Raw genomic sequence first — 12,845 nt, forward strand, 5'->3', positions numbered from 1 at the left:
GCTATATTAGCTGCACTTGCAACGAGACATGCAAGTGTTGGACATACTGAATATCCCCCTATTGTTGGCAAGCTTTATAGCTTGCCATTTTTTTGCCTAAAATTAATGGCTTTCTTTGGATCAGGTTTTTACTAACTAAAGTGAATTTACTGCCAGTAATAGCCCTGATAAGCCAATCAGTAACATATTTAAAAAGCTAAATGGCTTAATCAACTTTTCTATAAAATTATAAAAAATCGTTATAATTAATACACTTAGACCCATAAAGCCACAAAACAGTAAAGCACCGTATCCCTGCTGCGTAACCACGCAGAACAATAAACTTAGTAAAATACTGATCCAAGCAACTATTAGTAGCAAATTACTTTGCAGCTTAGAGGGACGCGTTGTAAACACCGTTTTAAAATGCGCTGGTTTTGCCAAAGCAAAACCATTAAAAGCAAACAAACAGAGGCTAAAGCTAAGTAAATCAATCATACTTTTTGCCTCTTTTTATTATCGGCTAGGTTATTAGCTGTTTTTTTAGATGCGCTAGAAGCAGTACGTAATTTTTCGGTTTGTACTAAAAACAGTATGCTAAACAGTAAAAATACCGCATCGAAAATAAACAAGGCCCATTGTTTATTAAGTAAGTAGCTCACTATATTGCCCTGTGTGGTGAGCGCATTTATTGCCGGTACACTCAAACAGGCGAGGGCATTTATGGCTGCCATTACACGCCATTGCAGCCTATCGCGCTTTAAAAGTGCCATAACGGCAACCACTAACCACGCTAAAAAGAACGCTGTAACTTCTTTTTCACCACGCCCTGCTACGGTCGGGCTAAGTAATCTATTGGCAATAAAAAAGGCGCAGGTAGCCAGTGGTAAACCCATGATGGTGGCAAGGTTTAAAGCTTCGACTAATTGTAAGCCAAATGAGGCTTTACCCTTATTACGCTCGCGTATGCGTTTAGCCCACATTATGCAGCCAGAGCCAATCATTACGCAGCCTGCAATACCGCCAAGTACGTATAACCAGCGCAGTAAAGGCGTAGCAAAGCGCCCTGTATGCATAGAGTTAAGTGATTCATAAAGTGCTTTACTACTGCTAAGTTCGTCATCAGTTTGTGCAACTAATTCGCCCGTAGCACCACTAAACAAAAGCCGCGGAGATTGATCGCGAAGCGCCTTTGCAGGGCTTACCAATACCGTTACTGTTGAAGCGGCCATATTCGGTTTACTAACCTGAACACGCGTAATATCTGCACTAGGCCACTTGGTATAAACTTGATCCAAAATAGTGTTTATAGGGAGCAATTCTGCACTGCCTTGGGCGTTATTAGTCACGTTATTGCTAGGTGTTACATCGTTAAAAAAGCCACGCATACCCTTGTCGTAAGTCGTTAACGCAGGGTAGGGGAACAACATAAATATAAGCGTAATGATGCCTGTGTAGGTAATCATTAAATGAAACGGTAGGGCAAGTACCGAGCTTAAATTATGTGCATCTAACCAGCTACGAGCCCCTTTATTGCGCCTAAAAGTAAACATATCTTTAAATATGCGCTTATGAATAACCACGCCCGAAATTATTGCCAGCAGCATAAAAAAGCTGGCAAAACACACTACCCAGCGCCCTGTTATGGCATCTAAATAATAAAGCTGATAATGCAACCGGTAAAAAAAGTTACCGCCTTTACTTTCAACAAAAGAAGGCAGCGCTTGCATGGTGTTTGGGTTTAATTGGGTATTTACAAACTGGCTGCGGCGCTGCCCCGGCTCTTTAGGTTTTGCATAGCCATATACCAAATATGGTATTCGCTCTTCAGGCAAGATAATACGCCAACTAGGGGAATTTGCAGCGTGCTGATTTAAATAATCAAAGCCCTTTATAATTTGCTGCCTTTGCGCGGCCACTCTGTCGGTTTGGGCTTGCACATTGTGTATAGCCGGCTGATTCCACAAGTTTATTTCATCTCTAAAAAAGCTCGCTGTGCCTGCAAAAAATATTACGTAAATAATCCAACAGGTAAGTAAGCCCACCCAGGTATGTAGCCAGGTCATCGACCTAAAAAAACTGTCTTTCATAGCCAACCCTTCAGTAATGCCAATACAGCAACAAAAAAACCTGTGCTTAGTAAAATACTGATCCAAACAGTTTTTAACGACTTAACCGAAAACGCATAAATAAACACTGCGGCGTAAATTAAAATACTGATAGACACACACAGTAATACGGCATCTTGCTTAGGAATGGGCAGCAGTACACTTAATACTGAAATACACGCTGAGGTAAACGCATAGCCACCCACTATGGCAATAATAAAACGCAAAAATACTAACACTCTATAGCTTTGGGCCACCTTTAAAAGCGCAGCTAGGTTAGTTTTTGTAAAAGGTGCTATGTGCAGAGGTGCCTGCATAGTTAACAAATCCCTTATTCAAATACGAGGATAAAAATAAGGCGTTATTATAAAGCTTACAAATACAAAAGATAGCGATTCTCATTTGTATATTCTAGTTAATTTAACATTAGTGCCTAGCATGTTAGTAAAATACTGATCTCTGCCGTTTTAGGGTTATTGCTTAGCTAATTACGAAGGTTTACAGTGGTCAATACTGGCAAGCCAAAGAGTAAATTTAAAATGAGCAACCACGAAAAACTAAATTATGTAGAGTTTCCCGCGTGCGATTTAACAGCTACAAAAAGCTTTTTTACTAACGTGTTTAACTGGCAATTTACCGACTATGGCCCAGGGTATACGGCATTTAGCGGCCAAGGGCTTGATGGTGGCTTTTTTAAAGCACCGCTTAAATCACTTACTCAACATGGGGCCGCACTGCTGGTGTTTTACAGTAACGACATTCACGCAACCTATAAAAAAGTAGCGCAATATGGCGGCAAAATAGTAAAACCTATTTTTGAGTTCCCCGGTGGCTGCCGCTTTCATTTTACCGAGCCCAGTGGTAACGAATTTGCCGCATGGTCAGAAAAACAATAATATATCAAATAATTAGCTGTTATTTTCAAGTGAGATCACGATTTTACCAACTAATAACTAATTTGAGTAAAATAAACCGATTTTTTACCAACTCATCAGGTCTAAATGGCCATTTAGAACAAAATTTAAGCATTTAAGGCCAAATTTATATGGATCCGATCAATTTAATTGAGCAAGTTAGTAAATGCGTGATCTGTGAACCTCATTTACCGTTAGGTGCTCGCCCCGTTATACAATTTAATGCCAATGCGCGTATTTTAATTGCCGGCCAAGCACCGGGCCTAAAAGTACACGAAACTGGCAAGCCCTTTAACGATGCCAGCGGAAACCGCCTACGCGAATGGCTTGGGCTAAGTGTTGATGAGTTTTATGATCCGCAAAAAATAGCTATTTTACCTATGGGCTTTTGTTACCCTGGTAAAGGTAAGTCGGGCGACTTACCCCCGCGTAAAGAATGTGCACCTGCTTGGAGAGCGCAATTACTGGCCGCTCTGCCAAATTTAGAGCTAACAATCGTGCTCGGTAAATACGCGCAGGCTTATCATTTACCGCATACTAAAAACAGGCCCTTAACCGAGTTAGTAAAATCGTGGCGTGAATATTGGCCGGAGCATTTGGTGCTACCACACCCAAGCCCACGCAATAATATTTGGCTTAAAAAGAACCCATGGTTTGCACAAGATGTACTGCCAGAACTTGCTGAGCGCGTTGCTGCAATATTAAATGAAGAACCACAATGAACAACTATAAATCAAACGGTTATATGCTTGTAAAGGGGCTTTACAGCACCGAAGAGCTAAATAAAATTAAGCTCCTAGTTAATGCCTTTCATACACAGTGGAAGGTTAATAACCGTGAGTTTTATCAATCCCGTGCCATTAATAGCTCGGGCATAACAAATAGTGAATATTTAACAGCGCAGCAAAACGAAACCTTATTTAGTTTAATAGCTGATAACAAATTAATTAAGTGTGTAAAACAGGCGATTAGTGAGCCACTGTTTTTAAATACTCAGTTATTTTTTAATCCCGTTAATGTTACACAAAAAAATTATTGGCATCGCGATATGCAATACCATTTAAATGTGCAAGAGCAACAAGCTGCGTTAAACGGGCCCGACGTAGTGCACTGCCGATTAGCCCTTGAAGACGAACCAGGTATAGAGCTTGTGCCCCACTCGCATAAAAATTGGGATACACCAGAGGAGCTAAATGTACGTTTTGCAAAAAATAATAAACTGCCAAGCGATAACCTAACTACAGGCAAAGTCATTAAACTTAATGCGGGAGACTTACTGTTGTTTTCAGCCAATATGATTCACCGAGGCTTATACGGCAAAAACCGCTTAGCACTGGATATTATTTTTTGCGAAAATGCGCCACAGCTTACTGCCTTTATCAATGCAGCAAACACCCCAAGCTCGGCAATAGCAAATAAAACCGCTAATCCGCAAGTATTTTTTAACCCACTTTAAACCCGCTATAACCCCATTTAAGACAACACTTTTTCGCTTAACTATAAATATTACTAATAGTGCTGAATAAATAAACATCACTGTTATTTATTTTAAGACTCGTCAGTATGAAATAGACGCAAAATTATCCAATAAAAATAACCTCTATAATGGAGTTGCAGCTATGACAACTGAACACACACAGTCACACACACGTTTAAAACCTGCTTTTTTAAAACAAAAAACACTTACTTTATTTACGCTCAGCGCATTAAGCGTGGGCATGGCACAAGCTGGCGAGCAAAAAATAAATAAAAGTGAGCTTGAAACCATTACCGTCACCTCGCAAAAGCGGGTGCAATCGCTACAAGATATTCCTACCTCTATTCAAGCGCTTTCTGGCGACTACCTCGAGCAAAACAGTGTTGATGATTTACTCGCCCTAAGCGAAAACCTACCCAACGTGCATATAACCGAAACCTCAAGCAGCAAACGTATTTTTGTACGCGGCATAGGCTCGGGTACTAACTCAGGCTTTGAGCAATCGGTTGCTATGTATAAAGATGGCGTGTATTTAGGGCGCGGGCATCAAGCTAAATTTCCATTTTTAGATATGCAGCGCCTTGAGCTTATAAAAGGCCCGCAGTCGGTTATGTTTGGTAAAAACGCCACAGCAGGAGCCTTTAGTATGATCTCAAATTCACCAACCGATGTACTTGAAGGCAACGTATCGGCAGAGTTTGGCTCTGACAACGAAAAGCGCTTTACCGGCGTTATAAATATTCCTGTTAGCGATGATTTAGCCATACGTATTGCCGCGTTTGATCATTCTGTTGATGGCTTTTTATATAACCAAGCGCGCCAAAGTGATGAGCAATCTAACGACTCATCAGGTGCACGTTTATCAATAGATTGGCAAATAAACGATGATATAAACGCATTGTTTAAGTGGGAACACGGTGAGTTTGAGTCGCACGGTTCGCGCTACCAATACATTATTGATACTCCCAACCGAGATTTACAAATAGCAAATGACCCTACTAACCCAGGCAATGTAGGGTATCGTTCACTTTTATTAAGCGACAACTCTGGCCTTGATTACACAAGTTCGGTATCGGGCAATTGTCACCCAGGTGGGCTTAATGAGCAAAGTAAAACCACGCTTGATAACGCATCACTTAAATTAACCTATAACCATGGCGAATACGAATTTACCTCTGTAACCACGTATAGCGAGTACGATTGGGACTCAACCTTTGACGCCGACTTTTCAGAAATCCCGCTTATAAAACAAGACTACTTAGAAAACTATAACCAGTTTACGCAAGAGTTTAGAGTAAGCTCGCCAACAGGGCGCACGCTTGAATACGTAGCGGGCATATTTTACATGAGCAGCGAGCTTGAACACCCAAACGATATTTTATTTGGCGCATCGTTACTTATTCCTGATTTAGTGGGTACATCATTGGGCGTAAATGCGCTGTTTGATCAAGACCAACAAAGCTACTCCGCATTTACCGCCCTTACTTGGAATGTAAACGCGCAATGGCGCGCTAATTTTGGCCTGCGTTATCAAAAAGAAGAAAAAGAAGTAAGCAGCGTACAAAGTGTGTATAGCGTATTTGAGCCAAACACACCGCAAGCCGTACAACAGTTTGCCAATGCCGCTGCGCCCACTATTGCAGGGCAGCTTTCGGGCGCGGGGGTACATAACCTTAACGCTAAGCGTGATGAATCGCACTTATCACCCAATATTAGTGTGCAATATTTAGGGTTTAACAACACCATGTTATTTGCAAGCGCTGGCATAAGCTACAAAGCCGGTGGTTTTGATGGCTCTGGCTTAAATGGCTCACAAGGTAACACGGTTGATGCAAACTCAGGCTTTGAGTTTGACGACGAAAAAGCCACAAACTTTGAATTTGGCATAAAAGCCGAGCCAATTAAAAATACTCTACAAGTAAATGCTACACTGTTTTACACCCTATACGATGACCTACAAGTATCTGAATTTAATGGTAATGCATTTGTAGTTAAAAATGCTGCCGAAACCAAAGTAAAAGGGATTGAGCTCGATTCACGCTGGGCAATAAATCAAAGTTGGCAGCTATCGGCAAACCTTGCGGTGCTTGATTTTGAAACGAGCAATACGCCAGTGCATCGCCAACGGTTATGCAAAGCGAGCTACTTGGCCAAGCATTTCAAGATTTAACTGGGCAAACGGGCGCGTTTGCTCCCGATTACTCAGGCAATATAGCGATTGATTACAATACCGAGGTGTTTTCAAACCTTACTTTAAGTAGCAATTTAGCGCTTAACTTTAGTGACGATTACTTTTTAGAGCAAGATCTTGACCCAATAGCCAAGCAAAGTGCTTTTGAAAAGCTAAATTTACGCATAGAACTAGGTAGCAGTGAAGGAGATTGGTCGGTGGCGTTATTGGCTAAAAATTTAACCGATAAACACACTTTTTCGCAGGCCAACGATGTGCAAGTAATTAGCTACGCACACCGTTTTTTATCAGAGCGTGGGCGCAGTTATCACGCACAATTTAATTACCGCTTTTAAGTTTGTCAGCAGGGATAAGTTGCTGAGCTAAACCTAGCAGCTTTTCTCGCATCCAACTATTTACTAAATCGTCATCGGCTTGTTCGTGCCAATACATGTGCACGGGCATTAACGGCACATCAAACGGCAAGCTAGTTACATGCACAGGCATTTGCTCTTTTAATACCTGCGCGTACGCGTTTGGCATTGTCATTATCATGTCGCTTTGGCTAATCACTTTAGTCGCCGCAAAATAATGTTCACATTTAAGCACTACATTACGGGCAAGTGCATGCTTTGCCAGCGCCATATCAATAATATCTACCTGCGCACCTTTTAACGACACCAACGCGTGCGATGCCTTTGCGTAATTTTGTACGGTTAAGTCATTTAATATTGGGTGATCGTGCCTACAAATTAGCGAAAAATGCTCATTACAAATAAAGGTGTTTTTTATGTGGTTACTCGTTGGGGTAAGCACATCAATGACTATATCGAGCTCTTGGTTTTCGAGTGATTTTTCCATATCAACATGCGACACCTGTCGGCTGTTAATCGTGATATTGGGGGTGTTTGTGAGTAGGTCGCTCATTAGCGGCGGAAAAAATATCGATTCTAAAATATCTCTAAAGCCAAATTTTATTTCGCGCTTAAAGGCGGCTATATCAAAAAGCCGTTCGTTATTTAAGGTTGACTCTAATACCTGCACCGACTCAATAACTTGCACTATTATTTTTTGGCAAAAAGGTGAGGGCACCATACGCCGCCCGTGACGAATAAATAATGGGTCGTCAAACTTTTCTCTAAGGCGAGAAAGCGCATGGCTAACAGCAGGTTGCGTTAAATGCAGTTTATCCGCTGCAGTGGTAATACTGCCCTCTTGATATACCGTTTTAAGTATTACAAACAGGTTTAAATCTATCTTTCCATGCATAGTATTTATGTTTAACCATTAATTAACATCACTTCTATTTATCTTAAGCGAGACTAAACTAAAGTCAACAGAGTTTAATTTAGGATTATTATGAGCAATACACTAGAGCAGCAAGCCGCAAAAATGACCATAGGCAGCGACAAATTCAAACTTATTATGCCGCCTAAATTTAACACCCTAGAGGAGCAACGCAGCTACGAAAAACAACGCCTAGCCGCAGGCTTTAGAGTATTTGCCATGTACGGTTTTGATGAAGGACTTGCTGGGCACATAACACTTCGCGACTGCATAGAGCCCGATACATTTTGGGTAAACCCTGTAGGTATGCATTTTGCGCATATTAAAGCGTCAGATCTTATTCGAGTTGATCACAAAGGTAATATTATTGAAGGCAGCACACCGATTAATAATGCCGCGTTTGCTATTCATTCACGCATACATATGGCGCGACCCGACGTAAACGCAGTAGCCCATGCCCATACACGTTATGGCCGTGCGTTTTCGGCATTAGGAGAGTTACTTAAACCAATTTCGCAAGATGCCTGCGTATTTTATGAAAACCACAGTGTATTTGATGTATTTAGCGGCGTAGTGGCCGACAGCGAAGAGGGCGATATGATAGCTAAGTCACTGGCTGATCACTGCGCTGTTATTTTGCAAAACCATGGTTTACTTACCGTTGGTTCGTCGGTTGATGCCGCAGTTGCCAATTTTGTATTGCTAGATAGCTGCTGCCAAAGCCAATTATTAGCGCAAGCCGCAGGCGAGCCCAAGCTTATCTCGCACGATGTTGCGCTACACACTAAACAAGCCAATGGCTCAGAGCTAGTTACATGGGGGAACTTTCAGCCCATGTATCAGGTTGTTGCCGCAAAAGATAACAGCTTTTTAGATTAAAACACTGGCAATAGCTTAATTTTGATAGACTAAAATTTGCGCGGTAATGGCCCACACACCCAAAGCCGCGTTTAAATACTATGCACTCACACGCAAACACACACATTATAAAGATACGTTGAGGGTTTTATGAATATAACAACAATTAAAAACCACGCCGATGTTGGCAATTTAAACCTTGCTGAAATATCACCAGAGCAACTTCCTCGCTCTACTTATCATGCCATTTTACAATCGGCAAAAAACTTTGGTGATGCAACCGCTATTGAATACATTTTAGATGGCGACTGCATTAGCGAAGCGCAAATTCCGTTTGCAAAAAAGCTTATTCACCGCATTTTAATGACCTTTAAAGGTAAAAGCTTTGCTAATCCGCACCGTAAAATGAGTTACAACGCGCTCGCAAAAAACGTAACAGGGCTTGGCAATGCATTGCACTCGTTGGGTATTACAAAAACCGAGGTTACCTCGCTGGTATTACCTAACTTCCCTGAAACCTATGTATCGCTTTGGGCAGCAGAGGCCGCAGGCATTGCAAACCCCATAAACCCCTTGCTTGATGAGTCCATAATGAAAGAAATTATGATCTCAGCCAATACCAAAGTAATCATTGCCCTAGGCCCAGTCCCTGGTAGCGATATTTGGCAAAAAGTAATGGCAATTAAAGAGCATATACCCGGCCTAAAAGCGGTTATTAGCTTATTTGGTGACGACATAGCGTGCTCGCAAAATAATAAAGTACCCGTGTATGGGTTTAAAAAGTTACTCGCGGCGCAAAGTACGCAAGCAGCTAATTTTACTTTGCCTGAGCAAAGCGATGTGTGCGCGTATTTTCATACGGGTGGTACCACCGGCCTACCAAAACTTGCCAAGCACTTGCACTTAAACCAGCTCACCAATGCAGGGCAGGTTAATTTACTTTCGCCAGTAAACGCAGGCGATACCATGCTAGTAGGTTTGCCCATATTTCATGTAAATGCGGCGGTAGCCACAGGCATAGCCTCGGTTATGAAAGGCTGTAAAATTTTACTCGCAAGCCCTTCTGGCTTTAGAGGTAAAAACATCATTCAAAACTTACTCACCCTAATTAATAATTACGATGTAGCCGTTATGACCGCCGTACCTACTGTTTACGCGGCTATGGTTGAGCAAATTACCTCGCAAAAAATATCGGTGCCACCGCTTAAAATGAAGTTTGCTATTTGTGGGGCCGCGCCGCTTTCATCAGATTTACAAGCCCTGTTTACTAAACTCACAAACACCCCACTGGTAGAGGGTTATGGCTCAACTGAGGGCAGCTCGGTAAGTACGTTAATGCCTGTAAACCCAATTAATAAAGAGGCTTCTGTAGGGCTGCCAATACCTGGTATTACGCTTAAAATTGCCGATATAAACGAGCAAGGCACGCTTGTTAAAATGTGCGATACACTCGATGTTGGCGAAATAATAATAACCGGTAATAACGTATTTCCCGGTTACGTAGAAGATGCGCATAACCAAGGCGCATGGGTAGTTGATGAAAACGGCCAACAGTATTTTAGAACCGGCGATTTAGGAAAAATAGATGAGAGCGGGTATGTATCTTTATGTGGTAGACAAAAAGAGCTAATAATACGTGGCGGGCACAATATAGACCCCAAAATGATAGAAGATGCCGCAACCAGCCACCCCGATGTAACACTTGCAGCCGCCGTGCCACGCCCCGACTGCTACGCAGGCGAAGTGCCGGTACTTTACGTAACGCTTAGCCCACATAGCACGCTTAAACTTGATGATCTCACCGCGTATGTTAGCGCCAACATACCTGAGCGAGCAGCAATACCAAAATCTATTTATATAATTGATGAAATACCGCTTACTGCCGTAGGTAAAATTTATAAGCCCGAATTGGTTTGCCTAGAAATAAAACAAACCATTACAGAGGCTCTAAGCGAGCAATTAATCAACAAAACCGTGCAAATAAATGTGTTTGCTGATAAAAAGTTAGGCATAAAAGCCACAATTTTAGTTAATGAAGATGAGATAAACGCGCTGAAACAACAGATAAAGACGCTGCTAACCCCGTACTCATTTAACTACGAAGTGCTGGCATTAAAAACAACAGAGGCCGCCTAATTTGAACGCATCATTTTTAACAGAAATCATACTCCCACTCGCCCTTGCCCTTATTATGTTTGGCATGGGGCTTGGGCTTACAGTTGGCGACTTTACGCGGCTTTTTAAAAAGCCCTTAGCAATTGCTATGGGCTTACTAGGCCAAATTATTGCCATGCCGCTACTGGCTTTAGGTTTGTGTTATTTACTTAATTTACCCACACCTATAGCAATAGGGTTAATGATTTTAGCCGCGTGCCCAGGTGGTACTATGTCAAACGTAGTGAGCCAGCTGGCAAAGGCTAATTTGGCGCTTTCGGTAAGCTTAACCGCTGCCTCAACCGCTATTAGCATTATTACCACACCGTTTATTATTGGCTTTGCCATGCACCAATTTGCGCCGCAAGACGATGCTAATTTTTCTATATTAACTACATCACTTGGGCTATTTGTAATCACCTTAGTGCCTGTAGCCATAGGGATAAGCCTGCGCCATTTTAAAAGCGAATTTGCGATTAAAAGCGAGCCGTTTTTTAGGCGTTTTTCGTTATTTTTTATGCTCGCCATGATAGCCGCGCTAGTAATAAAAGAACGCGCCTTACTGGCAAGCTCGTTTGATGCTGTATTTTGGGCCTGCCTTGCATTAAATATTGGCTCAATGGTCATTGGCTTGCTCATAGCTAAGCTTTCAAACCTTAATTTGACCGATTCGCTAACACTTGGGATTGAGGTAGGGATTCAAAACGCATCGTTGGCTATTTTAATTGCTATAAGCTTTTTAAATAAGCCCGAATACGCAGTAACGGGCGGTGTATATGGCCTTGCCATGTTTATTGGGCCGCTGTTATTAATTGCTGGGCTTAAGTTTAAAAACAAACGCCTTGTAAACGCTTAAAAAAACAACGCGAAGCGCCAAATTTAGCTCACTAAGTTTGGCGCTTTTATTATAGCTATTAACGTTTAAAAATATGCTGTACTTGCCCGCGTAACCATACTAAAGCGTCGTCTTTATCAGTACTTTGATGCCAATATAAATGCTGATAAATAGCAGGCATAGTGGTGGGTACGGGCCGTGCTATTAGCGTGTCGTCTAGCAGTTGGCTTGCCACCATAGAGGGCAGGGTGAGTAAAAATGGCGCGTCTTTTATTACCTCTTTCGCGGCAAAATAATTTTGACAACGTATAGCCACCTGCCTATTAAAACTCAATTGCAATAACGCAATATCTTCAATAACAGTACCGGTTGCCCGGTTAGATACCGCAACATGCTTAGCCGCTAAATAATTGTCTATATTGAGTTGGTTTTTAAGCGGGTGGTTTTTTTTCATGAGTACACAAAAGTGATCACTTGAGAGAACAGCGTGGCTAATGGGCGCTTTTATTGGCCGTGCTATATCAATTGCCATATCTATTTGATGATTAGCTAATTGCTTATGCATATCTTCACGGCTTAATTTTACGCTCGCTAAGCTTGCATTGGGAGCATGTTTTGCCAGTGCAAGTTGCAATTTAGGCAAAACAATAGGCTCTATTGCATCGTGCAGGGCTATTTTAAAGGTTTGTGCAGTGGTCGCTAAATTAAAATCACCGCAGGCTTGTAGCACCTGGCGTAATTTTTCGAGTAAATCTATTAGCTCGGGTGCCATACGTTGGCACGCAGGGGTGGGCAGCATTAATTGCCCTTGGCGCTCAAATAACGGATCGTTTAATACACTGCGCAAACGTTTTATAGCATGGCTGACTGCTGAGGGCGTTATGTATAGCACCTTTGCGGTTTCGCTCATGTTTTTTTCACGGTATAGACATTCAAATATTTTAAGTAAATTTAAATCTAACTGCTGAATATTTTTAGCTTCAATCATTATTACCCGCTCACATTATGAATGTAATTCACACTTAACTGGTAATATATTTCATTTAATTCATTGGGGCGAATG

Annotated in this window: 13 protein-coding genes; 8 read left to right on the forward strand and 5 right to left on the reverse strand. The window is 41.8% G+C overall.

Features of this window, described 5'->3' with window-relative positions:
- Positions 1–135: 135 nt before the first annotated feature.
- The 3 genes from CWB60_RS02495 to CWB60_RS02505 are packed head-to-tail and all read right to left on the reverse strand — an operon-like array spanning position 136 to position 2,404.
- Positions 136–477 carry a DUF3325 domain-containing protein gene (locus CWB60_RS02495; protein WP_055254328.1) on the reverse strand — a complete coding sequence of 114 codons (342 nt, stop codon included), beginning with the start codon at positions 475–477 and terminating at the stop codon, positions 136–138.
- On the reverse strand, positions 474–2,069 hold the full coding sequence (locus CWB60_RS02500; protein WP_138579617.1) for a PepSY-associated TM helix domain-containing protein: 1,596 nt from the start codon (positions 2,067–2,069) through the stop codon (positions 474–476). The genes CWB60_RS02495 and CWB60_RS02500 overlap by 4 nt, the downstream gene beginning before the upstream one ends.
- Positions 2,066–2,404, reverse strand: coding sequence for a hypothetical protein (locus tag CWB60_RS02505; protein WP_138579619.1), 339 nt, complete (start codon positions 2,402–2,404; stop codon positions 2,066–2,068). The genes CWB60_RS02500 and CWB60_RS02505 overlap by 4 nt, the downstream gene beginning before the upstream one ends.
- 222 nt (positions 2,405–2,626) lie before the next feature.
- Between CWB60_RS02505 and CWB60_RS02510 the strand changes: the two genes are divergently transcribed.
- The 5 genes from CWB60_RS02510 (at position 2,627) to CWB60_RS20865 (ending at position 7,004) form a co-directional block, all read left to right on the forward strand.
- Entirely contained in the window at positions 2,627–2,983 is a 357-nt protein-coding gene (locus CWB60_RS02510) for a VOC family protein (protein ID WP_138579621.1), read from the forward strand.
- 149 nt (positions 2,984–3,132) lie between these two features.
- Complete coding sequence (locus CWB60_RS02515) at positions 3,133–3,723, forward strand: uracil-DNA glycosylase family protein (RefSeq protein ID WP_138579623.1); 591 nt, start codon at positions 3,133–3,135, stop codon at positions 3,721–3,723.
- Positions 3,720–4,457, forward strand: coding sequence for a phytanoyl-CoA dioxygenase family protein (locus tag CWB60_RS02520; protein WP_138579625.1), 738 nt, complete (start codon positions 3,720–3,722; stop codon positions 4,455–4,457). Before CWB60_RS02515 ends, CWB60_RS02520 begins: the two co-directional genes overlap by 4 nt.
- Positions 4,458–4,620: 163 nt before the next feature.
- Positions 4,621–6,648: a TonB-dependent receptor gene (locus CWB60_RS02525; protein WP_249318308.1), complete on the forward strand. Its 2,028-nt coding sequence runs from the start codon at positions 4,621–4,623 to the stop codon at positions 6,646–6,648.
- The gene (locus tag CWB60_RS20865) at positions 6,609–7,004 is read left to right on the forward strand and encodes a hypothetical protein (protein ID WP_249318309.1); all 396 of its coding nucleotides are present in this window, start codon (positions 6,609–6,611) and stop codon (positions 7,002–7,004) included. The genes CWB60_RS02525 and CWB60_RS20865 overlap by 40 nt, the downstream gene beginning before the upstream one ends.
- Here the strand turns inward: CWB60_RS20865 and CWB60_RS02530 are convergent.
- Positions 6,988–7,917, reverse strand: a complete 930-nt coding sequence (locus CWB60_RS02530) for a LysR family transcriptional regulator (protein ID WP_138579627.1) — start codon at positions 7,915–7,917, stop codon at positions 6,988–6,990. The two genes, CWB60_RS20865 and CWB60_RS02530, sit on opposite strands and share 17 nt — an antisense overlap.
- 90 nt (positions 7,918–8,007) lie before the next feature.
- Between CWB60_RS02530 and CWB60_RS02535 the strand changes: the two genes are divergently transcribed.
- The 3 genes from CWB60_RS02535 (at position 8,008) to CWB60_RS02545 (ending at position 11,803) form a co-directional block, all read left to right on the forward strand.
- The gene (locus tag CWB60_RS02535) at positions 8,008–8,814 is read left to right on the forward strand and encodes a class II aldolase/adducin family protein (RefSeq protein WP_138579629.1); all 807 of its coding nucleotides are present in this window, start codon (positions 8,008–8,010) and stop codon (positions 8,812–8,814) included.
- Between the two features lie 129 nt (positions 8,815–8,943).
- Positions 8,944–10,929 carry an AMP-binding protein gene (locus CWB60_RS02540; RefSeq protein ID WP_138579631.1) on the forward strand — a complete coding sequence of 662 codons (1,986 nt, stop codon included), beginning with the start codon at positions 8,944–8,946 and terminating at the stop codon, positions 10,927–10,929.
- 1 nt (position 10,930) lies between these two features.
- Complete coding sequence (locus CWB60_RS02545; protein WP_054982042.1) at positions 10,931–11,803, forward strand: bile acid:sodium symporter family protein; 873 nt, start codon at positions 10,931–10,933, stop codon at positions 11,801–11,803.
- A 58-nt stretch (positions 11,804–11,861) separates the two neighbouring features.
- Here the strand turns inward: CWB60_RS02545 and CWB60_RS02550 are convergent, their stop codons facing one another.
- Complete coding sequence (locus CWB60_RS02550; RefSeq protein WP_138579633.1) at positions 11,862–12,770, reverse strand: LysR family transcriptional regulator; 909 nt, start codon at positions 12,768–12,770, stop codon at positions 11,862–11,864.
- Positions 12,771–12,845: the final 75 nt, after the last annotated feature.

The organism is Pseudoalteromonas sp. S327, assembly GCF_005886415.1.
Taxonomy (GTDB): Bacteria; Pseudomonadota; Gammaproteobacteria; order Enterobacterales; family Alteromonadaceae; genus Pseudoalteromonas; species Pseudoalteromonas atlantica.

Excerpts from the sequence above, each read along its gene's own strand:
- CWB60_RS02505 (WP_138579619.1), bottom strand. The coding sequence starts at position 2,404 with ATGCAGGCACCTCTGCACATAGCACCTTTTACAAAAACTAACCTAGCT.
- CWB60_RS02500 (WP_138579617.1), bottom strand. The coding sequence starts at position 2,069 with ATGAAAGACAGTTTTTTTAGGTCGATGACCTGGCTACATACCTGGGTG.
- CWB60_RS02540 (WP_138579631.1), top strand. The coding sequence starts at position 8,944 with ATGAATATAACAACAATTAAAAACCACGCCGATGTTGGCAATTTAAAC.
- CWB60_RS02550 (WP_138579633.1), bottom strand. The coding sequence starts at position 12,770 with ATGATTGAAGCTAAAAATATTCAGCAGTTAGATTTAAATTTACTTAAA.
- CWB60_RS02530 (WP_138579627.1), bottom strand. The coding sequence starts at position 7,917 with ATGCATGGAAAGATAGATTTAAACCTGTTTGTAATACTTAAAACGGTA.
- CWB60_RS20865 (WP_249318309.1), top strand. The coding sequence starts at position 6,609 with ATGCAAAGCGAGCTACTTGGCCAAGCATTTCAAGATTTAACTGGGCAA.
- CWB60_RS02520 (WP_138579625.1), top strand. The coding sequence starts at position 3,720 with ATGAACAACTATAAATCAAACGGTTATATGCTTGTAAAGGGGCTTTAC.
- CWB60_RS02525 (WP_249318308.1), top strand. The coding sequence starts at position 4,621 with ATGACAACTGAACACACACAGTCACACACACGTTTAAAACCTGCTTTT.
- CWB60_RS02535 (WP_138579629.1), top strand. The coding sequence starts at position 8,008 with ATGAGCAATACACTAGAGCAGCAAGCCGCAAAAATGACCATAGGCAGC.
- CWB60_RS02510 (WP_138579621.1), top strand. The coding sequence starts at position 2,627 with ATGAGCAACCACGAAAAACTAAATTATGTAGAGTTTCCCGCGTGCGAT.
- CWB60_RS02495 (WP_055254328.1), bottom strand. The coding sequence starts at position 477 with ATGATTGATTTACTTAGCTTTAGCCTCTGTTTGTTTGCTTTTAATGGT.
- CWB60_RS02515 (WP_138579623.1), top strand. The coding sequence starts at position 3,133 with ATGGATCCGATCAATTTAATTGAGCAAGTTAGTAAATGCGTGATCTGT.